This window comes from Planomonospora parontospora, assembly GCA_014647935.1.
Lineage (GTDB): Bacteria > Actinomycetota > Actinomycetes > Streptosporangiales > Streptosporangiaceae > Planomonospora > Planomonospora parontospora.
The window spans coordinates 208,104-232,179 of sequence record BMQD01000012.1; the positions used below are offsets into that span (position 1 = coordinate 208,104).

General features: G+C 72.2%; 25 protein-coding genes, 2 pseudogenes and 1 other annotated feature. Of the genes and pseudogenes, 13 read left to right on the forward strand and 14 right to left on the reverse strand.

Annotated features, from left to right (window positions below):
- The 4 genes from IEZ07_RS20255 (at position 1) to IEZ07_RS20270 (ending at position 3,204) form a co-directional block, all read left to right on the forward strand.
- Positions 1-945 (forward strand): DUF58 domain-containing protein, encoded by a 945-nt coding sequence (locus tag IEZ07_RS20255; RefSeq protein ID WP_204054457.1) that lies wholly within the window; start codon positions 1-3, stop codon positions 943-945.
- The gene (locus IEZ07_RS20260) at positions 942-1,889 is read left to right on the forward strand and encodes a VWA domain-containing protein (RefSeq protein WP_068904170.1); all 948 of its coding nucleotides are present in this window, start codon (positions 942-944) and stop codon (positions 1,887-1,889) included. The genes IEZ07_RS20255 and IEZ07_RS20260 overlap by 4 nt, the downstream gene beginning before the upstream one ends.
- Positions 1,890-1,957: 68 nt before the next feature.
- Positions 1,958-2,551 (forward strand): class I SAM-dependent methyltransferase, encoded by a 594-nt coding sequence (locus IEZ07_RS20265; protein WP_191896167.1) that lies wholly within the window; start codon positions 1,958-1,960, stop codon positions 2,549-2,551.
- An 83-nt stretch (positions 2,552-2,634) separates the two neighbouring features.
- Positions 2,635-3,204 carry a TrmH family RNA methyltransferase gene (locus IEZ07_RS20270; RefSeq protein ID WP_191896168.1) on the forward strand — a complete coding sequence of 190 codons (570 nt, stop codon included), beginning with the start codon at positions 2,635-2,637 and terminating at the stop codon, positions 3,202-3,204.
- A 100-nt stretch (positions 3,205-3,304) separates the two neighbouring features.
- Here the strand turns inward: IEZ07_RS20270 and IEZ07_RS20275 are convergent, their stop codons facing one another.
- A complete protein-coding gene (locus IEZ07_RS20275; RefSeq protein WP_191896169.1) occupies positions 3,305-3,940 on the reverse strand; it encodes a winged helix-turn-helix transcriptional regulator in 636 nt (211 codons plus the stop codon).
- Between the two features lie 99 nt (positions 3,941-4,039).
- On the opposite strand from IEZ07_RS20275, the gene IEZ07_RS20280 reads away from it, so the two are divergent.
- Positions 4,040-5,254: a pyridoxal phosphate-dependent aminotransferase gene (locus IEZ07_RS20280; RefSeq protein WP_191896170.1), complete on the forward strand. Its 1,215-nt coding sequence runs from the start codon at positions 4,040-4,042 to the stop codon at positions 5,252-5,254.
- A gap of 103 nt (positions 5,255-5,357) precedes the next feature.
- Here IEZ07_RS20280 and IEZ07_RS20285 read toward each other — a convergent pair whose 3' ends face one another.
- On the reverse strand, positions 5,358-5,528 hold the full coding sequence (locus IEZ07_RS20285) for a hypothetical protein (protein ID WP_189240065.1): 171 nt from the start codon (positions 5,526-5,528) through the stop codon (positions 5,358-5,360).
- A gap of 325 nt (positions 5,529-5,853) precedes the next feature.
- Between IEZ07_RS20285 and IEZ07_RS20290 the strand changes: the two genes are divergently transcribed.
- Together IEZ07_RS20290 and IEZ07_RS20295 are read left to right on the forward strand one after the other, a co-directional pair.
- Positions 5,854-7,101: an alpha/beta hydrolase family protein gene (locus IEZ07_RS20290; protein ID WP_239320243.1), complete on the forward strand. Its 1,248-nt coding sequence runs from the start codon at positions 5,854-5,856 to the stop codon at positions 7,099-7,101.
- 248 nt (positions 7,102-7,349) lie between these two features.
- Positions 7,350-7,721, forward strand: coding sequence for a PRC-barrel domain containing protein (locus IEZ07_RS20295; RefSeq protein WP_191896171.1), 372 nt, complete (start codon positions 7,350-7,352; stop codon positions 7,719-7,721).
- 140 nt (positions 7,722-7,861) lie between these two features.
- Here the strand turns inward: IEZ07_RS20295 and IEZ07_RS20300 are convergent, their stop codons facing one another.
- From IEZ07_RS20300 to IEZ07_RS20310, 3 genes and pseudogenes are all read right to left on the reverse strand, one after another.
- A complete protein-coding gene (locus IEZ07_RS20300; RefSeq protein ID WP_191896172.1) occupies positions 7,862-9,856 on the reverse strand; it encodes a Xaa-Pro dipeptidyl-peptidase in 1,995 nt (664 codons plus the stop codon).
- A 198-nt stretch (positions 9,857-10,054) separates the two neighbouring features.
- Positions 10,055-10,800: pseudogene (locus IEZ07_RS20305) on the reverse strand (DDE-type integrase/transposase/recombinase).
- 582 nt (positions 10,801-11,382) lie between these two features.
- Positions 11,383-12,522, reverse strand: coding sequence for a hypothetical protein (locus tag IEZ07_RS20310; protein WP_191896173.1), 1,140 nt, complete (start codon positions 12,520-12,522; stop codon positions 11,383-11,385).
- Positions 12,523-13,163: 641 nt separating this feature from the next.
- Between IEZ07_RS20310 and IEZ07_RS20315 the strand changes: the two genes are divergently transcribed.
- On the forward strand, positions 13,164-14,075 hold the full coding sequence (locus tag IEZ07_RS20315; protein ID WP_191896174.1) for a hypothetical protein: 912 nt from the start codon (positions 13,164-13,166) through the stop codon (positions 14,073-14,075).
- A 170-nt stretch (positions 14,076-14,245) separates the two neighbouring features.
- Here IEZ07_RS20315 and IEZ07_RS20320 read toward each other — a convergent pair whose 3' ends face one another.
- Positions 14,246-14,626, reverse strand: coding sequence for a hypothetical protein (locus IEZ07_RS20320; protein ID WP_191896175.1), 381 nt, complete (start codon positions 14,624-14,626; stop codon positions 14,246-14,248).
- Complete coding sequence (locus tag IEZ07_RS20325; RefSeq protein ID WP_191896176.1) at positions 14,623-15,159, reverse strand: hypothetical protein; 537 nt, start codon at positions 15,157-15,159, stop codon at positions 14,623-14,625. The genes IEZ07_RS20320 and IEZ07_RS20325 overlap by 4 nt, the downstream gene beginning before the upstream one ends.
- 89 nt (positions 15,160-15,248) lie before the next feature.
- On the opposite strand from IEZ07_RS20325, the pseudogene IEZ07_RS35815 reads away from it, so the two are divergent.
- Together IEZ07_RS35815 and IEZ07_RS20335 are read left to right on the forward strand one after the other, a co-directional pair.
- Positions 15,249-15,985: pseudogene (locus IEZ07_RS35815) on the forward strand (IS3 family transposase); the annotation flags it as partial.
- Positions 15,261-15,374, forward strand: a sequence feature (AL1L pseudoknot). (Overlaps the previous pseudogene by 114 nt.)
- Before the next feature lie 294 nt (positions 15,986-16,279).
- Positions 16,280-16,768, forward strand: a complete 489-nt coding sequence (locus tag IEZ07_RS20335; RefSeq protein WP_191896178.1) for a TolB family protein — start codon at positions 16,280-16,282, stop codon at positions 16,766-16,768.
- On the opposite strand, the gene IEZ07_RS20340 is transcribed toward IEZ07_RS20335, so the two are convergent.
- Both IEZ07_RS20340 and IEZ07_RS20345 read right to left on the reverse strand, forming a co-directional pair.
- Complete coding sequence (locus IEZ07_RS20340) at positions 16,740-16,946, reverse strand: 4-oxalocrotonate tautomerase family protein (RefSeq protein WP_068900911.1); 207 nt, start codon at positions 16,944-16,946, stop codon at positions 16,740-16,742. The two genes, IEZ07_RS20335 and IEZ07_RS20340, sit on opposite strands and share 29 nt — an antisense overlap.
- Before the next feature lie 165 nt (positions 16,947-17,111).
- Positions 17,112-17,846 (reverse strand): SDR family oxidoreductase, encoded by a 735-nt coding sequence (locus tag IEZ07_RS20345; RefSeq protein WP_191896179.1) that lies wholly within the window; start codon positions 17,844-17,846, stop codon positions 17,112-17,114.
- 110 nt (positions 17,847-17,956) lie between these two features.
- Here IEZ07_RS20345 and IEZ07_RS20350 point away from each other — a divergent pair, with 110 nt between their 5' ends.
- Positions 17,957-18,652 carry a TetR/AcrR family transcriptional regulator gene (locus IEZ07_RS20350; RefSeq protein ID WP_191896180.1) on the forward strand — a complete coding sequence of 232 codons (696 nt, stop codon included), beginning with the start codon at positions 17,957-17,959 and terminating at the stop codon, positions 18,650-18,652.
- Between the two features lie 74 nt (positions 18,653-18,726).
- On the opposite strand, the gene IEZ07_RS20355 is transcribed toward IEZ07_RS20350, so the two are convergent.
- Together IEZ07_RS20355 and IEZ07_RS20360 are read right to left on the reverse strand one after the other, a co-directional pair.
- On the reverse strand, positions 18,727-18,933 hold the full coding sequence (locus IEZ07_RS20355) for a hypothetical protein (RefSeq protein WP_191896181.1): 207 nt from the start codon (positions 18,931-18,933) through the stop codon (positions 18,727-18,729).
- 171 nt (positions 18,934-19,104) lie between these two features.
- Positions 19,105-19,743 (reverse strand): TetR/AcrR family transcriptional regulator, encoded by a 639-nt coding sequence (locus IEZ07_RS20360; RefSeq protein ID WP_239320241.1) that lies wholly within the window; start codon positions 19,741-19,743, stop codon positions 19,105-19,107.
- 143 nt (positions 19,744-19,886) lie between these two features.
- Here IEZ07_RS20360 and IEZ07_RS20365 point away from each other — a divergent pair, with 143 nt between their 5' ends.
- Complete coding sequence (locus IEZ07_RS20365; protein WP_191896182.1) at positions 19,887-20,852, forward strand: NAD(P)-dependent alcohol dehydrogenase; 966 nt, start codon at positions 19,887-19,889, stop codon at positions 20,850-20,852.
- A gap of 20 nt (positions 20,853-20,872) precedes the next feature.
- On the opposite strand, the gene IEZ07_RS20370 is transcribed toward IEZ07_RS20365, so the two are convergent.
- The 3 genes from IEZ07_RS20370 to IEZ07_RS20380 form a co-directional block, all read right to left on the reverse strand.
- A complete protein-coding gene (locus IEZ07_RS20370) occupies positions 20,873-21,637 on the reverse strand; it encodes an IS5 family transposase (protein ID WP_204054456.1) in 765 nt (254 codons plus the stop codon).
- Positions 21,638-22,965: 1,328 nt separating this feature from the next.
- The gene (locus IEZ07_RS20375; RefSeq protein ID WP_191896183.1) at positions 22,966-23,139 is read right to left on the reverse strand and encodes a hypothetical protein; all 174 of its coding nucleotides are present in this window, start codon (positions 23,137-23,139) and stop codon (positions 22,966-22,968) included.
- Between the two features lie 186 nt (positions 23,140-23,325).
- Positions 23,326-23,820, reverse strand: a complete 495-nt coding sequence (locus IEZ07_RS20380) for an aldo/keto reductase (RefSeq protein ID WP_239320239.1) — start codon at positions 23,818-23,820, stop codon at positions 23,326-23,328.
- Positions 23,821-23,864: 44 nt separating this feature from the next.
- Between IEZ07_RS20380 and IEZ07_RS35820 the strand changes: the two genes are divergently transcribed.
- Entirely contained in the window at positions 23,865-23,990 is a 126-nt protein-coding gene (locus IEZ07_RS35820) for a hypothetical protein (RefSeq protein ID WP_275413844.1), read from the forward strand.
- Positions 23,991-24,076: the final 86 nt, after the last annotated feature.

Sequence of the window (24,076 nt, forward strand, 5' to 3'; positions counted from 1 at the left end):
ATGAGTACGGCCGAGCAGGCGCTCCGCAGGCTGGAGCTGACCATCGTGCGGCGGCTGGACGGCCTGCTGCACGGCGCGCACCAGGGCCTGCTCCCCGGGCCCGGCAGCGAGGCCGGCGACAGCCGCGTCTACGTCCCCGGCGAGGACGACGTCCGCCGCATGGACTGGGCGGTGACCGCCCGGACCTCCGTCCCGCACGTCAGGGACCTCATCGCCGACCGGGAACTGGAGACCTGGGTGCTGGCCGACCTCTCCCCCAGCATGGACTTCGGCACCGCCGCCGTGGAGAAGCGGGAGCTGGTGGTCGCCGCGGTCGGCGCGATCGGGTTCCTCACCCGGCGGGTCGGCAACCGCTTCGGCGCCTACGTCCTGCACGACGAGTACGTCCACCGGATGCCCGCCCGCGGCGGCCGGCCCGCCCTGTACGGCCTGCTGCACTCGCTGATGGACGCGCCCCGGGGCCGCCCGGTCGCCGACGCCCCCGACCTGGCCGAAGGCATCGAGGTGCTGGCCTCGGCGCGGCGCCGGCGCGGCCTGCGGGTGGTGGTCTCCGACTTCCTGGACGCCGAACCCGCCCTCGACCCCGACCTGGAACTGCCCTGGGAGCGGCCGATGCGCCGCCTGGCCGCCCGCCACCAGGTGCTGGCCGTGGAGGTGATCGACCCGCGCGAACTGGAGCTGCCGCCCGTGGGACTGGTCAGCCTCACCGACCCCGAGTCGGGGCGGAGCCGCCAGGTCCGGCTCACCGCGAAGGTGCGCGCGGCCTACGCCCGGGCGGCGGCCGCCCAGCGGGAGGTCAACCGGATGGCGCTGCGCCGCTGCGGCGCGGCGCACCTGGTGCTGCGGACCGACCGCGACTGGGTGGCCGACATCGCGCAGTTCGTGCTGAGGCAGCGGCGCACCGCGCACCTGACGCACCGGCACCCGGCGGGGGCGGCCCGGTGACCTTCCTGTCTCCCGCCTGGCTCTGGCTGTTCGCCGCGCTCGCGGCCCTCGTCGCGGCCTACGTGGCGGCCCAGTTCGCCCGCCGCCGCTACGCGGTGCGCTTCACCAACCTGCCGCTGCTCGACCTGGTGACGCCCTCCGGGCCGGACTGGCGCCGGCACGTCGCCCCCGCGCTGTTCCTGCTGATGATGAGTCTGCTGGTGCTGTCCGCCGCCCGCCCGGCCGACGCGGTGCGGGTTCCCCGCGACCGGGCGACGATCATCATCGCGCTGGACGTCTCGCTCTCGATGGAGGCCGACGACGTCTCGCCCAACCGGCTCGCCGCGGCCAAGGAGGCCGCCCAGAAGTTCGTCCGGGATCTACCGGAGCGCTTCAACGTCGGCCTGGTCGCCTTCGCCCGCTCGGCCGCCGTGGTCGTCTCCCCCACGATCGACCACCAGGCCGTGGCCACCTCGCTCGCCAACCTGAACACCCGGGCCGGCACCGCCATCGGCGAGGCGGTGTTCAGCTCCATCGACTCCATCCGCTTCTTCGACCAGCAGGCCGTCAGCGACCCCCCGCCGGCCGCGATCGTGCTGCTGTCCGACGGGGACAACACCTCGGGCCGGTCGGTGGCCGAGGCCGTCGAATCCGCGGTCAACGCCCGCGTGCCCGTCTCCACGATCGCCTACGGCACCCAGGACGGCACCGTCTCCATCGACGGCAGGGAGGTGAACGTCCCGGTCAACAAGGTCACCCTGCAGACCCTCTCGCAGGGCACCGGGGGGCGCGCCTACGAGGCGGAGTCGGGCAGCGAGCTGCGGGCGGTCTACGAGCAGATCGGCACCTCCCTCGGCTACCGGACGGTCAACCAGGAGATCGGCCGGTGGTTCACCGTGGCGGGCGTGGTGACGGGCCTGCTGTTCGCCGTCTCCGCCCTGCTGCTGGGCTCGCGCATCCCCTGACCTCGCCGGGAGCCCGCACCGGCCACCGGGTGTGCGGAGCGCCGCGCCGGAGGCGGGACAATGGGCACGTGGCACATTACTTCGAGGAGCGCCCCGAGAGCGCCAGCCGGCCGGGCTCGGTCACGCTCGTCCTCCCCGACCTCCACCTGAGGCTGGAGACCGACAGCGGGGTGTTCTCCCCCGAGCGGGTCGACCAGGGCACCCGCATCCTGCTGGAGAGCGTGCCCCCTCCCCCGCCGGAGGGCGACCTGCTGGACCTGGGATGCGGTTACGGTCCCATCGCGCTGACGATGGCCTCCCGGGCTCCCGGCGCGACCGTCTGGGCGGTCGACGTGAATCGCCGTTCTGTGGACCTGTGCGCTGTGAATGCCCGGACCGCCGGCCTTGACAAAGTAAGGTCAGTGCATGCCGACGAGGTCCCGGAAGAGGTCAGGTTCAGCGCCATCTGGTCCAACCCGGCGATCCGCATCGGCAAGGCCGCCCTGCACGAGATGCTGACGCGCTGGCTGTCGCGCCTGACCCCGGACGGCGCCGCCCACCTGGTGGTCCAGAAGCACCTGGGATCCGACTCCCTGCAGCGCTGGCTCAACGAGCAGGGCTGGCCCACGACCCGTACGGCCTCCCGGTCGTCCTACCGGATCCTCCGGGTCGGGGCGCGGTGAGCGCCGCCCGGCCCGCGCGGAGCCGGCCGGCGGACGGCGAGAGCACGACGACGAGACCCACGACCAGGAACGGTGAACGCCCCATGACCGCCAACCCGCGCAGGCAGCTGCGGCCGACCGACGTCAAGCGGCTCAACCGCACCTGGCGCAGGAACACCGAAGGCCGCCTCGCCCTGATCGTCGAATCGGTGACCGGACCGTTCAACATCGGCTCCATCTTCCGCACCGCCGCCGCCTTCGGGGCCGACCGCATCTGGCTGGCCGGCAACGCCACTCCCCCGACCAACCCCAAGGCGCAGAAGACGGCGCTGGGCACCGACCGGCTCGTCGCCTGGGAGGAGCCGGTCCCGGTGACGGAGGCCGTACGGGCCGCCAAGGCGGACGGGTTCCGGGTGGTCGCGGTGGAGCTGACCGGCGACGCCGTCCCGCTGCACGAGGCGGAGCTGACCGGCGACGTGTGCCTGGTGGTGGGCAGCGAGGACCACGGCTGCTCCCCCGCGCTGCTGGAGGCCGCCGACGCCGTCTGCTACATCCCGCAGGTCGGCCGGGTCGGCTCCTTCAACGTCGGGGTCGCCACGGCGATCGCCGTGGCGGAGGTCCGCCGCCGGGAGTGGGCCGCCCTGGAGCCGGCCCGCGCCGCGGAATCGGAGTGACCGGAGCGGCCGGGTGGTGCCGGACGCGGCCGGGCGCTCCTCGGCGCGCACCGCACGCGGCCGGCGCCCGGGTCGTGCGGGGCGCGCGTCCCGGCCGCGGTCACGCGCCCCGCAGCGCGTCGGCGAGCGGGCCCCGGCCGGTCACCGTGATCCGTCCGGCGGCCACGGCGTCCGCGACCGTCCGGACGTCCCGGGCGAGGGCGACGCAGGTGTCCGCGTCCGTGGCGAGCCGCGCGTCGGCGGCCTCGGCCGGGCCGTCCCCGTAGGACGGCGGGCCCTCCCCGCCGAGCCGCAGGTGGAAGGTCCCCTCCTCCAGCGCCACCTCGACGACCCCGGCGCGCCCGCCCGCGACCCGCTCGAGCCGGTGCACCAGGGGGACGGCGAACCAGTGCGCGCGGACGGCGTCGGTCGGGCTCCGCTCGGCGAGGCCGTCCGCGCCCCAGGACGCCAGCGCGGCCAGGACCGGCAGCAGGCCGCGGCCGCGCGGCGTGAGCTCGTAGACCGCGGCGGCGCCGGGCGGCGGCAGCCTGCGGCGGGTCACGACGCCCTCCCGCTCCAGGTCCTTCAGCCGGGCGGCGAGCACGTCCGTGCTCACCCCCGGCAGGTCGGCGTGCAGCTCGGTGTACCTGCGGGGACCGGCCAGCAGCTCCCGGACGACCAGCAGCGCCCACCGGTCGCCGACGGCGTCGAGTGCCCGCGCGATGGCGCAGTACTGGTCGTAGCTCCGTCGTGGCATGCCGCCACTCTAACGGTTGGACTTTCCAAGTGCTCACTTGGTAGAACCAAGTAACACCGCAGACGGCGGAGACGCGGACACGGATCGGGAGACCACCGCATGGAGTTCAGGCAGTCGAGCAAGCTGAACGGGATCTGCTACGAGATCCGCGGACCGGTCGTCGAGCACGCCGACGCCCTGGAGGAGGCGGGTCACAGCGTGCTCCGGCTGAACACCGGCAACCCGGCGCTGTTCGGTTTCGAGGCGCCCGAGGAGATCGTCCAGGACATGATCCGGATGCTTCCGAAGGCCCACGGCTACACCGACTCCCGGGGCGTGCTGCCCGCGCGGCGGGCGGTGGCCCAGCACTACCAGGAGCGCGGCCTGCCCGACGTGGACGTCGACGACGTCTACCTCGGCAACGGCGTCTCCGAGCTGATCTCGATGGCGGTCCAGGCCCTGGTCGACGACGGCGACGAGGTCCTCATCCCGGCCCCGGACTACCCGCTGTGGACGGCCGTGACCACCCTGGCCGGCGGGCGGGCCGTGCACTACCTGTGCGACGAGTCGGCCGGCTGGTACCCCGACCTCGACGACATGGCCGCCAAGATCACCGCTCGCACCAGGGCCGTGGTGATCATCAATCCCAACAACCCCACCGGCGCGGTCTACCCGAAGCAGGTCCTGGAGGGGATCCTCGACCTGGCCCGGCGGCACGGCCTGATGGTGCTGGCCGACGAGGTCTACGACAAGATCCTCTACGACGACGCCGTCCACCACCACGTCGCGGCGCTCGCCCCCGACCTGGTGTGCCTGACCTTCTCCGGCCTGTCGAAGGCCTACCGGGTGGCCGGCTACCGCTCCGGCTGGCTGGTGGTGTCCGGCCCCCGCGAGCACGCCCGCGACTACCTTGAGGGCCTGACCATGCTGGCCTCCATGCGGCTGTGCCCCAACACCCCCGCGCAGTACGCCGTCCAGGCGGCGCTCGGCGGCCGGCAGAGCATCACCGACCTGGTCCTGCCGGGCGGCCGCCTGCGCGAGCAGCGCGACCTCGCCTGGGAGAGGCTCAACCGGATCCCCGGCGTCTCGTGCGTGAAACCGCAGGGAGCGGTGTACGCGTTCCCCCGCCTCGATCCCGAGGTGCACAAGATCGTCGACGACCAGCGGTTCGTCCTGGACCTGCTGCTGCGGGAGAAGATCCAAGTCGTGCAGGGCACCGGCTTCAACTGGCCGCGCCCCGACCACTTCCGCATCCTCACCCTGCCGCACGCCGACGACCTGGACGCGGCGATCGGCCGCATCGGCCGGTTCCTCGACGGCTACCGCCAGGCGTGACCCCGCCCGCCGGGGCCCGCCGGGTGCGGTCACGCCGTCCACCGCGTCTCCGCCGGGTGCGGCCCCGGCGGAGACGCGGTGGACGGCGGTCACCCGGCCGGCGTCAGCCGCGGACCTTCGAGGAGCGGAAGAGCTTGGCCGCGAACATGACCACCACGGCCACCAGACCGATGATCAGGGCCCACTTGAGCAGGCCGAACAGGAGGCCCAGCACCGAGCCGAGCAGGAAGAAGGCGAGCACCACGGCCGCCACGATCAGCAGAATTCGTCCCATGTGCCCACCGTAGGGCGCGAAGGGGCCGGGCGGCGGTCCCACGGACCGAGATCAGGGACAAGCCAGGGTCGCCCCTCAGGGTCGCCCCGCCCGCCGTACAGGGCAGGGCGAAGCGGGACGAAGCAGGCGGCGTGCGGCGGGAAGATCGCGGGAGCGGGCACGCCGGCGCCCGTCATCCGGGTGACGGCCTCTCGGCCGGTCTCCTCACTCGGAACGAGCGCCTTGATGCCTTCTGCGCCGAAAGTCTAAGTTTTCGCTGACTCTTCGACCGATACCGTGTCGGACGGAGATCAGCAGAGTGATCGTCATGTCAACCATGTCGCCGATGCCGGCAGGCGTCCTCCGCGGAGTGCTGGCCGCCGCCCTCGCACTGCCCGCCGTCGCGCTGCCCGCCCTCGCCGCGCCCGCCGCGGCGGCCGCCGCCCCCTCCTCCTTCTCGCCCTCCGCCGGCCCGGTCGGCGGCTCCGTCCCGCCCGGACCGGGCCTGGCCCTGCCGGAGCCGACCGGCCCGCACCCGGTGGGCACCACGACGTTGCACCTGGTCGACGCCTCCCGGCCGGACCCCTGGGCGACCGGCGGGAAGCCGCGCGAGCTCATGGTCTCGCTGTGGTATCCGGCCAGGGCGCCGGGGACGCGGCGGGCCCCGTACATGACCTTCGAGGAGGCGTCGCTGCTCCTGAAAGGGCTGGGAGCACCGGCGACGCGCCGGAACGCGACGCTGCTGAGCCGGACGCGCACCAACGCCTTCACCGACGCCGCACCGATCGGGCGGGCGGGCGGTCTTCCGCTCGTCGTGCTGTCGCCCGGGTTCTCCCAGTCCCGCTCCTCCCTGACGGCGCTGTCGGAGGATCTGGCCAGCAGGGGGTACGCAGTGGCGGGGATCGACCACACCCACGAGGCGTTCGGGACGGCGCTGCCCGGCGGGCGCACCGCCACGTGCACCGCCTGCGAGGTCGCGGAGCGCGACCCCGGCTACGGAAAGAAGATCACCCGCAGCCGGGCGGCCGACGTCTCCTTCGTCCTCGACCGGCTGACCGGGGCGGATCCGGCCTGGAAGCACGGCGGCCTGATCGACGCGTCCCGGGTCGCGATGGCGGGCCATTCCATCGGCGGCAACAGCGCCGCCCGGGTCGTGCTCACCGACTCCCGGGTGCGCGCCGGGGTGAACATGGACGGCACCTTCTACCTGCCGCTGCCCCGCAAGGGGCTCTCCCGCCCGTTCCTGCTGCTGGGCGCGGCCAGGATCCACGATCCGGGCGGACCCGACCGCTCCTGGGACCGCGACTGGCGGCGGATGACCGGCTGGAAGCGCTGGCTGACCGTCGACGGCGCCGACCACTCGTCCTTCTCCGACCACCCGCTGTTCGCGAAACGGCTCGGCATCCCGCTGGAGGAGTACTCGCTTCCCCCGAAAGCGGGCGGTGCCCCCGTCAAGCCGCTGCCGGGAACGCGGGCGGTGGACGTCGTCCGCGCCTACGTCGGGGCCTTCTTCGACCTGCACCTGCGCGGCCGGCCGCAGCCGCTGCTGGACCGCCCCTCGCGGAGCCACCCCGAGGCTCGGTTCCGGGACTGACGCCTCGGCCGCTCTCCACGCCGGGCGGCGGGGCCGGAACCGGCCGGGCGGAGGCCGGCGGCAGGCGCGGACCCGGAGGTCGGCGGCAGGCGCGGAGCGCCGGAACGGACCGGCCGGGGGTCGGCGGCAGGCGCGGAGCGCCGGGACGCGGCCGCGTCCCGCGAGCCGTTCTCCGGGTTCGTTTGCTCTCACCTGGGCGGGTAGACGAGCCGCCGACATCCGTTCCCCGACAGGAGAAGAGCCCGATCATGACGAACGAGAACCTGTGGAACTACCGTCCGGACGTCTACGGCGGCGACCGGTCGCTGGACCTCATCGGTTTCGAGGTGCAGGCCCCCGACGGGGAGATCGGCCCCGTGGAGGAGGAGAGCACCATGGCGGACGACAGCTACATCGTCATCGACACCGGATCGTGGATCTCCGACAGGAGCACTCTGCTGCCCGCCGGCCTGATCACCCGTGTCGACCCGGTCGAGCGCACGGTCCACGTCTCCCCCACCAGGGAGGAGATCATGGAGGCTCCGCAGTTCCACGGAGCCGAGGCCGGCGCGCCCCGCTCCCGCGAGCGGCTGGGCGCGTACTACGCCCAGCGCCTCGTGGAGCGGGCCCCTGCCGGGTGAGGGGTGTGCGCCCGCCGGTCCCGGTCGGCCGCACGCCGCCACCACGCGGGGACGGCGTGCGGCCGGCCGGGCCCGGGCGGGAGCCGCGGCGGCCGCCGGGCTCCGGAGGGACCCGGTCCCGGCGGCCGGAGCCGGCCGGGTCAGTCCAGCGCGTGCCGCCCGCCGACGAGCGGGAGCGTCACGGAGCTGTCGCCCGGCTTGACCTCCACCCGGGTCCCGGCGGGCAGGCGGAGGGTGAAGTCGCGGTCGGTGGAGATCAGCACGACGCCGATCCGGTGCCCGGCCTTGACGATGTGGTCGCTCGGCTGCAGGTCGAAGCGGAAGTCGTAGAACCGGCCCTCGCGCAGCAGTTCGGTCCTGGATGCGGAGTTCCGGTTGCGGACGTCCAGCCAGCCCCGAGTTATGATCTTGAACGGGGCGGTGGCGGTGACGTGCTCGGCCAGCCGGGCGCAGCCGGTGTCACCGGGCACGCCCTGGCCGTAGCAGACCGGGGTGGCGCCGTAGGCGACCTGGCCGTAGGCGCGGGCGTCGGTGCCGTAGTCGACCAGCAGCGCCGTCAGGTACGGCGAGCGGCCGCCGGAGAACGCCGCCTTCACCGAGACCTCCGGTGTGCCGGAGAGTCGGACCTCCTTGGCCAGCGGCGCCGACAGGTAGGCCAGCCGGTTGGGGTCGGCGGCCGCCTCGTTCCCGGCGAGCTGCTCGGCCGTGCGCGCGGGAGCGTCCGTGAAGGACTCGGTGGACCTCTCCGCGCGACCGTGACGCGGACTCAGCGTTCCGGTACCACCGTCCTTCCCCGCCGCCAGGGCGAAGCGCACGTCGCGCGTGCCGGGCAGCGGCCAGGCCGCGTGCTGCGCCCACTGGCCGGGCCCGTGCTCGACGTCGGCCTGCGGCTCGTCCATGATCCCGTTGCGCAGGCCGTACAGGTGGAAGTCGAACCAGCGGTGCAGCTGGCGCAGCCACTCGGCGTTGCGCCCGGCGAAGTTGAACGGGTTGAAGTGCGCACCCTGGTGCAGCCAGATCTTGCGCGGCACGCCGCGCTTCGCCAGCGCGTCCCACCACTGGACGGCCTGGCCGGTCTTGACGTTCCAGTCGTTGAGGCCGTGAACGACGAAGACCGCGGCGCGCACCTTGCGCGCGTCAGGCAGGTAGTTGCGTTCGTGCCAGAAACGCGTGTAGTCGCCGGTGACGCGGTCCTGGTCGCGCTCGATGGCGTCCATCAGCCCGCCGCACACCTCCTGCCCGTTCTCCCGGGTCAGCACGTACCGGGCGAGCACGTCGGCGTCCTCGCCCTGGTAGCCGCCGGGGGCGACGACGCCGCCGTTGGCGCGGTAGTAGTCGTACCAGGAGGAGATGGCCGCGATCGGCACGATGGCCTTCAGGCCCTTGACCCCGGTGGCGGCGACGGCGTTGGGCAGGGTGCCGTTGTAGGAGACGCCGATCATGCCGACGTTCCCGGTGGACCAGTCGGCCCGGACCTCGTTCCCGGCCGCGTCGAAGCCCCTGGCCCGGCCGTTCAGCCAGTCGATCGCGGCCTTCGGCCCGGCGGTCTCGTTGGGCAGGCCGGTGGTCGGGCAACCGGTGGCCCGGCCCGAGCCGAGATTCTCCACCAGCGCGACCGCGTAACCGCGCGGAACGAAGAAATTATCGTAATAGCCCGGGAAGGGGCCGGCGGCGGCGCGGGCGGCGGCCGGGTCCTCGGCCTGGCCGAACATCTCGTCGCGCAGGTCGTTGAACTTGTTGCGGCGGTACTCCATGCCGGCGGGGTCGGAGCCGTCGAGGTCGACGACGTGGTTGTCCACGTCGTTGCCGCCCGCGTAGTAGGGGCTGGCCTCCATGATGACCGGGACCTTCAGCCCGGTGGCGGTCGCCGCCGGGCGCATGATGTCGACGGCGACCCGGTCGGGGCGGCCGTCGGCGTCGCTGTCGGTCCCGGCGACCTCCACGAACACGGTCTCGGTCAGGGCGTCGGCGCGTGAGTGGACCGGCTGGGTCTCACCGTTTTCGATCGGCGGGGACGGCAGGGGCGTCGGGGTGGGCGTGGACGACGCCGACGCGGCGGGGGCGGTCGCCGCCGGCAGGGCGCCTGTGGGCACGGCCACCGCCAGGGCGAGCAGGAGGTGTTTCCATCTGGTCATGGGGGTTGCTCCGAAAGCCGATGGAGATTTGACAACTGCCGTCAATCTCCTCGGATGGATCTTCTCTCGCAAGATCCAGGATGTAACGAATCAAACGTTGTCAGGGGTTTTCCGGCTACATCGAACATCCGGCAGTTCATGGCTTCCACGGCGGAATGTGAGCTTGCTCCGCTTTGGCAGACACCTTCGGTGTGGTGATCAGGCCGCGACAGCGGCCTCGTGGACGGCAGGGCTGACGCAGCCCAGACTGCTGTGCAGCCGGTGCAGGTTGTACCAGCCCTCGATGGACTCGAAGATCGCGCTGCGGGCGGCGGCCCGGCTGGACCAGGCCCGATCCCCGAGCAGTTCGCCCTTCAACGTGGCGAAGAACGACTCCGCCAGGGCTCCGCCCCGGGTGGCGGCCACGGCCCGCAGCGCGTCGGTCACCACCTCGGTGCACATGTGGTCGGCGATCGACCAGCCTGCCAGACGGCGCGAGGGCGGATCGATCACGGTCGCCAGGTAGAGGAACCGGCCGTCGCCGGTCGGCAGATACGTGATGTCGCCGACGTAGCGCCGGTCCGGCGCGGACGCGGTGAAGACGCGCTCCAGCAGGTCGGGCACCGCCTGATCGGCCGGCTGTTGACGGCTCCTCATCAGTTGGTCTCGCCCGCGAAATACTCGGCCGCCCGGCGGAGGATGTCACGCTCAATCTCCAGTTCCCGGATCCGGGTCCGCAGCTGCTCGTTCTCCTGCTCAAGCGCGACCTCGGCGGCTGCCGGCCGGGCCGGTGCCGCCGCGGCCGGGACGGTGCCGGCCGCGCGCGCCTGCTGCACCCGCAGGCGCAGTGTCTCGCGGTTGACGCCCAGGTCCTCGGCCACCGAGGCGTAGGTCCGGGCCGGGCCCGACAGGTACAGCGCGACGGCGTCGGCTTTGAACTCGGCTGAGTAGACCTTCACGGCCATGCGGAACTTCTTGGCCCCCAGATCTCCATGATCCGGCACTCAAGGTGTCCACACTTCGGGGCGAGGCCCCCTGCGCGCGGCCCGGCGCCGCTACCACGCCGTCTGCACCGCCGGAAGAGCTATCCCTACTGATCCGCCTACGGCCGGCGCTGCCGAGGGTGGTGAGGGCGAGTGCCAAGTCCCTCTGACCGCGCAGCGCATCCTCGCCGGGCACCTGCGCGACGACCGCGCCCCTGAAGAGCGGGACAGCGGTAAACCGGCCGATCCCCGCTTCTGGGACGGCATGCACATCGACCTGACCGGCGCCACCCTCATCGACCTCGACTTCCGGCACTTCCACATGGTCGGGGTCCGGTTCATCGGGGTGACCTTCACCGGCGGCGCCTCGTTCGACGGGGGCGACCTTCACGGTGGACATGTACGGCGGGACGGCCGTCTCCGGGACCGCTGCCTCAGGCCTGGTCGGAGCACCGCCTGGCAGAGCAGGTGGGAAAATCAATACAGATCGTTATTTGTTTCGGGGGACGCGGGACGGGGAGAAGGCACGACAGCAGGACATGTGCTCCCTCCCCGCCTGCGTGGTCACTCCGACGTGCACATGTAACGGTCGACGACGGAACCGGTGCGCGGGTCGGGGTGTTCGAAGGTGTCCGTCACACCGTCATCGATGTCGATCATCCGTGCGGTGCCGGCTGCCTTGCCGCTCTCCTTCAGCCGGGGGATCCACGAGTCGTGCACCGCGACCGTCTGGCCCGAGCGGCGGAACCTGGCCGTGCGCGGCTCGCTCTTGACGGGATCGGTCCCGAAATCGTGGCGGACCCAGCGGTAGGTCACGGTCGCCTCCCCCGACTCGGGGATCGGGCCGTTGTAGGTGATCGCGCCGGTGAAAGTGCGGGCGGCGGCGGGACAGGGGCCGCTGTTCTCCGAGTCGAAGTACTCCTCGTCGCCGCGGGTGTGCGTGGCGACGGGGGGTTTCACCGCGGCGACGACCTTCGGGTGCCACAGGACCGGGGTCGGCGTACCCGGCGGGCCGTCCGTGTCGCGCGTCCGTCGCGCACACCAGGAGGTGAAACCGATCTCGTCGCGGTGCTGCAGGGTGTCGCCGGAGGTGGTGCCGACCCACAGGGACGCCCTGCCGTGCCTGCCGTCCTCCTTGGTCCGGGTGTCGTACTCGCGTTCCACGACGGTGGTGCCACCCATGGTGATGGGCTCGTGCGGGTTGAACTCCCCGAAGAACGTCCAGCCGTAGGCACCCTCACGCCGGGGACCGAAGTAGTCGATGTGCCCCTCCAGGGCGAACCGGTTGCAGTCCTTCGCCTTCACCCGCAGATCGACGCCCAGGGTCGAGAAGGGAGTGAGCGGTCCCGTGACCCGGGGCGTCGGCCGGAGGGAGCGATCGATCGAAACCGGAGGGCGGGTGACCACCGCGGTGAGGCGCGGGGTGGGAAGGACCGGCCCGGTCAGGGCCAGCCTGTGGCTGACGGTCGCGGTGGGGCGCGGGGCGGGGTTCAGGAGTTCGGTGCGGGCCGGGTGGACGTAGGTGGCGACCGCGCTGGGGCGCGGGGCGGGCGCCATGGGCCGGGTCACCGCCGGGACGTGGGTGACGGCCGCGGTAGGGCGCGGGGCGGGGTCGGCCGCCGCGGCGGTCGGAGCGGCCATGCCCGCCAGTACGGCCGCGCCGGTCGCCATGGCGGCCAGACGGCGGGAGGAACCGGGTTTCATGAGAGCGTGCTCCGTACCTGATCGGAAAAGGAAAACACTCCAGGGGTATCGGCGATGTCGGCTTTCCCAAAGCCTCAGGAGTGTCATCCGCGACCGTAACGAGGCCGGGCATGCTCTTCGCATGGTTACCGCATGGGGACGCCAGCCGGCCGGTCCTCACGCGCGCCCGCGCGGGCGGCTCGCGAAACTCGCATCACCCATTCGGGTACCCCGGGCCGGAAGGCCGTCTTGAGCCGTCGGCGGTCCCGGCGGGCAAGCCCGCCGACCGAGCGTCGGCGAGGAAGCAGGTTTGAGGGGCGGGGCCGCCGACGGCTACGCTCCGTCCTGCCCGGAGCGCGGGAGACGAGGGCCGCGCGGTCCCCATGGTGGCGTGCTGGGTGTCAGTCGGTCCAGAGCAAGGGATCGGGCCACTTGCGTTTGCGGTCGTCGTCGGTCAACTGCGCCTGGTCGCGGAATGTCACTGGGACCGCCAGCCCGCCGAGGAGACCCGCTCGGGCGGCGATGTGGACGAGGACGGCACCACCCCCGGGATGCGTGAACGGTGACGGTCGCGTCCCGTGAAGCCGTCGACCATCCGAAGCCTCTTCGTGATCGAATGTTTACACTCAGTGATTTCCGGGAGACTGGATCACGGAGGTGACATGCACGACGACTCCGCCACCGCAGCACGACGCGGCCGCATGCCGTACAGCCCCATCCCTCGCACCGGGATGGACGACCCCTACGACCTGGATGACCTGGACGACGGGCCGCCGACCGCTCCGCAACCGGCCATCACCGCCTTCACCGCGGCCCCGGGGCCGAAGGTCGGCGGCCCCGCGGACCCGGACGCGTCCGGGCACTGGGCGCCCCTCGACCTGCCCGGGCCCGTCGCGCAGCAGCCCGCACCAGAATCCGAGCCCGGGCGCGGGCCCGCCTGGGCCTGGGCGCAGCTCCACCGCGACCGGCTCGCCCTGCCCGCGCTGATCGGCGCGTTCGCCGTCGTGGCCGCCCTCGGCGTGTGGTCGTCCACGTGGAACGCCTCCGAGCCGCCCGCTGCGGCGGGCAGCGCCGCCGAGGCCGCCCGGCAGATGCTCCCGCCGCCCCGCATGCCCGGAGCAGACGCACAATCGGCGCCCCGGTCGGCGAGCCCTGCACCGAGCGCGAGCCCGGCCGCTCGGCACGGCGCATCCGACCGCCGCACGGAGACCACGGCGAAGTCCGGTGAAGACCACCGCGGTAACCGCCGGGAGTGGTCGGCCGGGGTGCCGCCGCGGATCGGCGTTCACTCACCGGCCCAGGCCGACCGTCCGGCGCGACCCGCAGCCGGCGCCGCCAGAGCGGGAAGCGCAACCAGCTCGGCCAGAGCCGCATCGCGGACAAGCGCGGCCGCGCCACGCGCCGAGAGCAGCAACTCGGCGCGGTCCGCGGCCCACCGGCAGCGCGACCGCCGATCTGCGTCCCGACCGGCCTCGGGCCCCGGGCCCCGGTGGATGTACCAGCCGGACCCGTGCGCGCACTACGAGCCGTTCCAGCGGCCGTACTGCCGTTCCCTGCTGGGCACCGGCCGCTGACCGGCCCCAGGCGAACCCCGGACGAACATCCAGGAGCAGGACCGCCCGACGGGCATCCGCCCGCTGGACGAGCGCTTCGCGGCCCGGCGGGTGCAACCGCTGACCTGTGACCAGCGAAAGAGCCCTCCGCGGCGCGTTGGCGATCAGGCCGGAGACGGGCACCGGGCGGGTCATCCTCCGGAGAGAGCGCGGCGGCGTAGCCGCAGGCCGGTGACCGCGGCGAGGGTCACCAGCAGACCGAGCGACACGGGCACTCGGCCGTCGGGCCCGGCCTCACCGCCGCCTCCGGTGGCGGCTCCCCCCGCCGGTGTCACGATCACCTTGGTGTCGCCGTCGGCGGAGGGTCCGGCCGCGCTCGCCGTGAGGTCGCGAGCCGGCTGCGACGTCGCCGGTGCGGAAGCGGTCGCCTGGACGGTGACGGTCACGGTGACCGTAGAGGTCGGCCGGGTGCTCGCCGTCGCCGTCACGGTCGCGGTGGCGGTGGCGGTGGCGGTGGCGGTGGCGGTGGCGGTGGCGGTGGCGGTGGCGGTGGCGCTCTGGCTCGGCGTCACCGGGGCCGGGTCGGCCGGTCGTCGGCGGACGCGATGGCGAGGGGGTGGGTCGTCAGTGCGTCGGCGTTCTGCACCTCGCACTGGATCGACGGCTCCGTGGGCCGGGTCCCGGCGTTGACGGCGGCCGACCGTACCATCGCGGTGCCCGCCTTGGAAGAGGTGGTCTTCAGGGGGAGCACGGCCGTCGGCAGGGGGATGATCTGGGTGGGGCCGATGGAGGCGAGTTCACCTACTCCGGTGGCGGAGGTCAGGCCGGCCAGGCCGCTGACGGCCGCGTACAGCTTGGTGTCGGCGGCCAGTCCCGTGGCGGGGGCTCTCAAGGCCGTGGCGTCGCTGACGTAGGTGCCGCGCCAGCCGATGGTCATCTGCTCGCCCGCCGTGGCTTCGGCCGGCATCGTCAGCTCGATCTTGACCTTGACGTCCTGCGTCTCGGCCACGCCGGTCGTGCTGCACCGGTACTCGACGACGTCGGTGATGACGGCCCCCTCCCGCTGCATGTCGGAGACGGCGGCATGGTGTCCTACCGGATGCATCTGACATTCCCGGCCGACCCATCCGAGCCACGATCCACCCATCCACCCATCCACCCATCCATCCACCAGCAGTGTTGCGTTGATCGTCTGAATCTAAGGCCTGCTTTTTTCGCAGCGGAACTCGACCCTCGACCGCCCAGGTAGTCGCCTTCATCGACGCCCACCGCGACGCGTTCGGCGTTGAGCCGATCTGCTCGGTCCTCGAGGTCGCGCCCTCGACGTACTACGCCCCCAGGACTCGTCCGCCGTCGGCCCGGGCCCTGCGCGACGAGGAGCTCATGGCCGAGATCACGACCCTGTGGAGGGAGAACTTCGAGGTGTACGGCGTGCGCAAGATGTGGCGCGAGCTCGGGCCGCCAGGGCGTGCGCGTGGCACGGTGCACGGTGGCCCGGCTGATGCGGCGGCTCGGCCTGACCGGCGCGGTGCGCGGTGACCACAAGAAACGCACCACGATCGCTGAGCCGGCGGCGGCGCGCCCGGCCGACCTGGTCGAGCGCGACTTCACCGCCCCTGCCCCGAACCGGTTGTGGCTGGCGGACCTGACCTACATCCCGACCTGGTCGGGGTTCGTCTACGCCGCGTTCGTCATCGACGCCTGCTCCCGGATGATCGTGGGCTGGCGGCTGGCGGTTGTACAAGACCGAGCTGATTCATCGCAGGGGCCCGTGGAGGGGCCTGGACGATGTGGAGATCGCCACGATGGAGTGGGTCGACTGGTACAACAACCGGCGGCTGCAGAGCGCCTGCGGTGACCGTCCACCGGCGGAGCTCGAGACTCTCTACCGAACCGACAACGGCCCGGTTATCCTCGCCGGAGCCAGCTAACCCGGCCTCCACGAAACCCGGCGCGGTTCAGATCTGGCTGGCCCGCTCCGCCCAGACCTCGCCGACCCCCACCGCCAGCCGGTCCCGCCCGCGCCGCTGTCCGCGCAGCCGCAGCCCTGAGGGCGGCCGAACACCGCACCGGCCCTCGTTTCAACCAGTGAGACGGGCCATGCCGCTCGTGCCCGGCGCCGGGTGAAAGCCGTGACGTCGGCGGGCCACGCGCGTTCGGCGGCAGGGCCCCAACGGGTTCTGCAGGCGGTGAAACTCACCCAGCCGGTGTAGGAGGCATGGCGGGTGGAGACCAGGACGCCCGCCTCGATGACGGCGCGGACCACCGGGCGAGACGGCACCCGGCTCGCCTACGCCGTCCCCACCCGGGGCGGGACGAGGGTCTCGGTCGTCGACGCAGCCACCGGACAGCGCCGCGACCGGGTCACGACCACCCCCGGACTACTCGCCGGGCTGGCCTGGGCGCCGGACGGGCGGCAGGTCGCGATGACGCTCAGCAACCGGGATGTGGGCGTCATCGACCTCGCCGGCCAGGGGACCGACCTGCCCGCCGCTGCGCGCCTGGTGCAGCCGGGCAGAGGGCTGCCGCTGCCGGGGTCGGTGCCCTACACCCCCGGCGGCGGCTCCCTGGTCTACGCGGCGTCACCGAGCTTTCGAACGTTCACGTTCAGCAAGAAACTCATCGAGCAACCGGCCCGCCCGGCGCGCTCGACACCGTCACCTGCCGCAGCCGGGCCGAGCCGGGTCAGCTGCGGCCGAGCATCTCAGCGGTGAGGACGTTGCCGCCGAGGCCCCAGCCGCCGTCGGCGACCTCCTCGAGCAGGACCAGGGTGGTCGCCCTGGCGCGCTCGCCGTACACGTCGGCGTAGGCGTCGGTGACGGCGTCGATGAGCTTCTTCTTGGACTCGGGGGTCAGAGTGTCGGCGGGGACCTTGAGGTTGGCGAACGGCATGACGATTACCTTTCGTATGGTGGTTATCCACAGTGGGGCGGCCGAGGACACCGGGTCCTCGATGCCTGCGCACCGGTGCAGATCCGGTGCGGATCCACACCGGCGACGATGGGGGCCGGAGTGGCGGACCGGACGGGATTGGCGGCGCGACCTCCCGTGAGGCCGTCAGATGATCCCGCCGTTGGCGCGCACGACCTGACCGTTGATCCAGTGCCCGGCCGGGCTCGCCAGGAAGGAGACGACCTCGGCGATGTCCTCGGGGGTACCGAGCCGCTCCAGCGGCGGCTGGGCGGCGAGCCGCTGGATCGTCGCCTCGTCCTTGCCGTCCAGGAACAGATCGGTGGCGGTCGGGCCGGGCGCGACGGCGTTGACCGTGATGTCCCGTCCGCGCAGTTCGCGGGCGAGCACCAGTGTCATCGCCTCGACGGCTCCCTTGCTCGCGGCGTACGCCCCGTAGCCGGGGAACTGCAGACCGACCACGGAGGTGGACAGGTTGACGAGCGCGCCTCCGGCGCGCAGGCGGCGTGCGGCCTCCCGGGCCATCACGAACGCGCCGCGGATGTTGGTGCGGTGCAGGGCGTCCAGCTCGTCCAGGTCGAGGTCGGCGATCGGGGACAGCGACAGCCGCCCTGCGGAGTTGACGACCACGTCGACTCCGCCGAAGGACTTCTCGGCCGCGTCGAACATCTCGGCGACGGCGCCCTCGTCGGCCACGTCGGCCCGGACGGGGATCGCCCGGCCGCCGGACGCCGTGATCTCCTCGGCCACCCGCGCCGCTGCGGAGGCCGACTCCTGGAAGCCCACGGCGACCGCACAGCCGCGTGCCGCCAGCGCCAGCACGATCGCCTTGCCTATCCCGCGGGAGCCGCCACTGACGACGGCCACGCGCTGATCGCTCATGGGAAAACCCTTTCGTCATATCACCGGTACGGGTGGTCCGTACCGGTGTTACGTAATGACGATAGCACAGTTTCTTATCGCCGCTAGCGTCTGGCTGTATCATTGATCGCATGACAGAGACGGAGCCGCTCCGCGCGGCGATGATCGAGGCCGCGGAGCGGCAACTGGCGTCGTCCTCGGACCACGAGATCGCCACCCGCGCGGTCTGCGAGGCGGTCGGCGTGAGCCAGCCCGTGCTCTACCGGTTGTTCGGTGACAAGCGCGGGCTGCTCGACGCCGTGGCCGACCACGGCTACGAGCGGTACGCCGCGCTCAAGGCCGCCCAGGAGCGGACCGGCGACCCGGTCGCCGACCTGCACGCCGGCTGGGACGGCCACATGGCGTTCGCACAGGCCAACCCGGCCCTCTACCAGCTGATGTTCACTCCGCGGCCGTGGTCGCACTCCACGGCGCGAGACCGCGTGACGGACCTGCTGGCGGCGGCGCTCACCCGGTGCGCGGCGGCGGGCGCGCTCAAGCTCGAGCCGCGAACCGCCGCCCGGCTGATCCTGGCGGCCAACATCGGGACCGCCCTGGACCACATCGCCAGACCGGCCCTGTTCGCCGACCCCGCCCTGTCCCACCGCATGCGCGACGCCGTGTTCTCGCACGTGCTCACCGAGCCCCCCGCCCGGCAGGACGCCGATCCCCTGCGGGCCGCCGCGCTGCGCCTGCGCGCGCAACTGCAGCTCGGCGGCACCGAGGCCCTCGAACCGGTCGAAACCGCTCTCCTGCAGCGATGGCTCGAGCGCATCGCACGGCCCTGACCTACCGGGCGGCGCGGACCCGGCACAGCAGGCGACAGCCCCCAGGGACGTCGGTCACCTCGGGACGCGGCCGGTCACCTCTGGGTGAGCCCGTCCCCGCAACCGGCTTGCGTCGCGGCCCGCAGACGGTACAGGACCGTGCCGTCGCCGAGCAGGTACAGCGGCCCGTGCGCGTCGGCGGTGACCAGGATGGGCCGGTCGACGTCCTCGGCCCGGCGGGCCAGCTCGGATGCGTCGTCGAGGTCGGTGACTGTGCAGGGAGTCCCGATGGTGCCCGGCACGACCTTGACCCCGGGGAGAGTCGGACCGAATTTTGGCGATAGCGCTCTTCGGTGCTGACGGGTGCGGGAGGACTCAGTCCCACACCCTTTCGGCCAGATATTCCGTTTTTAGCCTTATGCGAGGGTGGAGTTGTCGGACTGGACGTGCCCTGCGGCAGGTACCGTTTCATGTCAGGCTCTGGGGGGCCGCTGCCCCTGGGAACTGTCAGGCGCAATCGGGAGGCTGCGTATTGTCAGCGCAGCCGGCGGAGGCAGCGGTTCGTTGGCCGTGCCGGCCCGGAACGACTGGAGCAGATAGGCCACCAGGCGCCGGGACGCTGCACCATCATCCGGTAGGGCGGTCACCAGACCGCAGTGTGCCAACAGGGCCACGGCGAGGTCGGAAGGGTGAAAATCGGCCCGCAGCGCGCCCGACGCCTGGGCCCTGCGTACCAAGGTCGTGAAGTCCCGCTCGGCTCGTTGCCGGGACTGCGCGTGTTCCGACGGGCTTTCCGGGAAGGCCGCGACGAACGCAGCCGGGAACCCGCGTTCCTCCCGTTGCAGAGTGCAGACCGTCTCAACCAGCTGCTGGAAGCCCTGCCACGGGTCAGGGGCGGCCAGAGCCTCGGTGAGCGCCCGCGCGCAGGTCTCCATCTGCTGCGCGAACGCGCCCCGCACCACAGCGTCCCGGGTCGGGAAATGCCGGTACAGCGTCGCCACGCCGACCCCGGCCCGACGGGCCACGGTCGCCATCGGGGCGTCGATCCCGTGCTCCGCAAAGACCGCACGGGCGGCGACGAGGATGCGCTCCCGGTTGCGCCGGGCGTCCATCCGCACCCTGTCCCGGGCTGTGATCCGAGAGGATTCCGCTATCACTGTCTCTCGCTTCCGGTCCAAACGGACGATTGCGTCCGATTAAGAGCTTACGGTCGATGCCAGACCCCTGTACGGCCCCCGGCGGCAAAGGCAGAACGATGAACGACCGCATGATGAAGGCAGTGCTCTACGACCGCTACGGTGGCCCCGATGTGCTCTACGCAGGCCGCGTGCCACGCCCCGAGCCGGCCCACGGCGAGGTCCTTGTGAAGGTGCGCGCGTTCAGCGTCAACGGCGGCGAACTGGCAGCCCGTGCCGGCCGTCTCCGTCTCCTGACCGGCCGGAAATTTCCCAAGCGCATCGGCTTGGACTTCACCGGCGAGGTCGCCGCACTGGGTGCCGGAGTCACACGGTTCGCGGCCGGCGACCGCGTATGGGGGGTCTTGGGCCGCACCTCCGGGTTCGGCAGCGCCGCCGAGTACGTGACCGTGCCCGCCGAGCGGGTCGGCAGGCTTCCCGACGGCCTTGACCTGGTGGACGCCGCCGCGCTGCCGGTGGCCACCACGGCCATCACCGCGCTGCGGGACAAAGCCGGGCTGCGCCCCGGCGAACGACTCCTCGTCCGGGGTGCGGCGGGCGGTGTCGGCAACGCCGCCGTCCAGCTCGGACGGGCGTACGGCGCCGAGGTCACGGCCCTCGCCCGCGCAGCCAACCTCGACTTCGTCCGCGGGCTCGGCGCGCACAAGGCTGTCGACCACCGGACTGTGCGGCCGGCGGAACTGGGCCGCTTCGACGTGGTCCTGGACACCGTGGGGACCGACCTGCGGGCCTTCCGGCACCTACTGAATTCCGGCGGGCGCATGGTCACCATCGCCTTCGACCTTAAACGGCCCGCCGCGTCGCTCGGCTACCTCGCGGCCAGCACGGTCCGCGGACACAGCCGGGTGCGCTTCTTCAGCGGCAACCCCACGCGGGCGGACTTCGACGACCTCGCCCGCCATGTGGTCGAGGGCAAGCTGAGCCCCGCGGTGGACACGGTCTTCCCCCTGGAGGAGACAGCAGCGGCACACCGGGCGCTGGAGGCGGGCGGCGTCCAGGGCAAGTACGTGGTCAGGGTCTCGTAGGGTCCCTGTGGAGGCGCTGATCACAGCCACTCGTTGATGGCAGCGATGAGGACGGTCACCTCGTAGCGGACCGCCGGCTTGCCGTATCGCGTGGCGACGGCGCGGTGCCTCTTGAGGCGGTTGATCCCGCACTCGACCGTGTGACGCTTGCGGTAGTCGGCTGGGTCGAGATGCGGTGGTCGGCCGCCGCGGGAGCCGAGCTTCTGGCGGTTGCGCATCTGGTCGGCCTTGTCGGGGATGGTGCAGCGGATTCCACGGCGGCGCAGGTAGGCGCGGTTTCTGCGGGAGGCGTATGCCTTGTCGGCGCGGACCCGATGGGGACGGACACATGGCCGCCCCGGCCCGATGCGGGGCACGCGGATCTTCTCCAAGACGGGTTGGAACTGCGGCGAGTCTCCGCGCTGCCCAGCGGTCGCCACGATCGACATGGGCTTTTGGCCCTGCTCGACGGCCAGGTGCAGTTTGGTGGTGAACCCGCCGCGCGAACGTCCCAACCCGTGATCACCAGGCTCGGTGAAGATGCCGCCTGGTGGTTCCTTCTGTGAGTCACCCTGCTTGCGGGCCCTGGCCCCGCGCTGATGGGCGCGGCATACCGTGGAGTCGACGCTCAGGTCCCATGTGATCGTGCCTTTCGCATCGGCCAGGGACTGGAGCTGGGTGAGTATCCGGTGCCAGGTGCCGTTCCGCTGCCATCGGCGGAACAGGTCGTAGACCCGGTTCCACGGACCGTATTCGACGGGGACGTCCCGCCATGGAACTCCAGTCCGGATACGAAACCCGAGCACGCCTGGGACATTCGAACCGCTGATGCTGCTCGACCTCGCTGAAAACCGCGCAGCTCATGAGCATGCGGACATCCTCGCCGCTGGTGCGGTTTCTCATTTGAATCGGCTTCCGGCAGTAGGCGACACTGCGGCATGCACTCCTATGAGCAGCCTGGGCCGGCCTTCGCCGAGATGGACGGCCGGATCTATGCGGCACTGGGGATCGTGGAGCGCGATGCTCGCGCCGCCGGGATCGCCGGAACGCTCAGGCTGGTCACCCCGGGCTGGGACGACAGCAGTCTGACAGAGAGGGCCCGACGACCACGGCCGCTGGGACGGACTGCTTCTGGAGCCGGACCGGCCCGCTCGGCCCGCGCTGCGGGTCGAGACGGCATCCGGTGGTCACCTGGCGATCGTCCAGGACGGCCGGCCAATCCTGCTGGCCCGGCTCGACGGGCGCCACTACGGAGTGGACTACCTGCGGACCGAGGGCTTCCGCTCACCCGTCCGCCCGCTGCGTGCCGACCTGGTCCGCAGGTTCGAAGGGCTCCCCGATCCGCCCGCAGCCCACTGGGCCCACCACTTCGCACGGGAACTCGCCACCGACGGCCCGGTGCACAGGGGCCGCTGGACCATCAGGCCGCACGCGCCCGGCCTGGCATCCTGCCGGAACCGCTGGGACGTCGTGCTGAAGCGCGACCATCCGAGCGGGTACATCGACTGGTTCGGCGGAGACCCCGTCGGGGTGGTCCCGCTGCGCGCGCTCTCCGGTGCCGACGACGGCCGGGTCACTGCGTACCGGAAACAGGCGCGTACCCGGTCCCTTCCGCCGGTTCTGCTGTGGTGGATCAGCGGCCTGAACGCTTACGTCGTCCTGGACGGCCACGACCGGCTGGTCGCCGCCCTCGCCGAGGAGCACGAGCCCGCGCTCCTGGCGCTGCACCGCACACGACCGGCCGCTCGACATCGAGGCGTTCCTCCGGACGTACGACAGGGACGTCACGCTCATGGAGCGGGAGGCGACCCGGGGCACGCCCGGTGCCCGCCGGGCCCTCATGGGCGTTCACCGCATGTGGGCTCATGCGCTCGACGAGCCGGCCCACGTTCCCGCCCGGACTCGGGCCTGGCCCATGCCGGGCGGCCTGACCACCTGGCTGCGGCTCGTCGACACGGCGGACTCGGGTTGGCGGCGAGGACTCGAACTCTTATAAGGACAATTCGGTAACCGTCAGTGGCCGTGACGCTTGCTGCTCCGTCGCCGGTACTCGTTCTTGTCCGCTCCTGACTGGGCGTTGTACGCGAACACCGCCGCGCCTATGCATCCATTCGGCAGGAGGCCCTATCCCCTCCTACAGGAGGGGATCACCAGGCGGCGGGACGTCGCCAGCGCCGGCCAGCATCAGGAGCGCCCACAGGGCGAACCCCGCGTAGGCGAGGTATGCGCGGGTCCTCCAGTAGCGTGCCGCCGCCTCATCGGCGTTGACGTCGGGCGTGGGTTCTTCCGGGGTCCGCTCCGTATGCACGGGCGGGAATCCCCTTTTTCTCCCGGCGTGGTGCCGGGTGCCTCGCCGGACCGTCCGGCGGCGTCGCCCCGGGCGGTCCTGACACGTGGGACAAAACTTACGCAGTGGGAAGCGGCCGGACCGGAGGCGGTCGGACGGGTTCGGGATGGGTACCGCTCCGGTGGGGCGTCCGCTGCGCCGTACCGGTCAGCCGCCTGCCCGGTGGAGGAAGTCCAGGCGGGCCATCTCATCCGCGGAGAGCCGCAGCGCGCTGGCGGCGATGTTGTCGGCCACGTGGTCCGGGTCGCCGGTGCCGGGGATGGCCAGCACGTTCGGTCCCTGGCCCAGCGTCCACGCCAGCCGGACCCGGGCGGCGCTCACCCCGTGCGCGCGGGCGACGACCAGAACCCCCTCGCTGTCGGCGCCGCTCACGCCCGCCTCCTCGCCGCTTCCGGCGATCGCGAAGAACGGGACGAACGCGATGCCCCGCTCCGCGCAGGCCCGCGGCAGGACATGGCCACTGGGCCGCAGGCCGAGGCCGTAGGGGTTCTGCACGCACACCACCGGGGCGATGGCCTGCGCCTCGGCCAGGTGCGCGGCGGTGGCGTTGGACAGGCCCAGGTGGCGGGCGCCGCCGAACCCGAACTGCTCACCGCCACCGACGCGATGTTCGCCGCCTTCGCCACCCGAATCACCGCACACGCCGACAGATACGTTGCCGGACCCACCGCCTGAATAACCACAGCATGGAGCAACCGGACAGCCGCACGGTCTACACCAACGCCTGCATGACGATGCGGGAGGACACCACAAGGCGTCCGGACGGGTCCACGGGCATCTACGGCACCGTCGACAAGCCCGGTTTCGCGTAGCACTCCCCCGCTGGGAGCGCGGCACCCACATTGATCCCAACGGTGATCCCAGCTGCCTTGTCCTGTATGAACTGGGCGAAGAGACC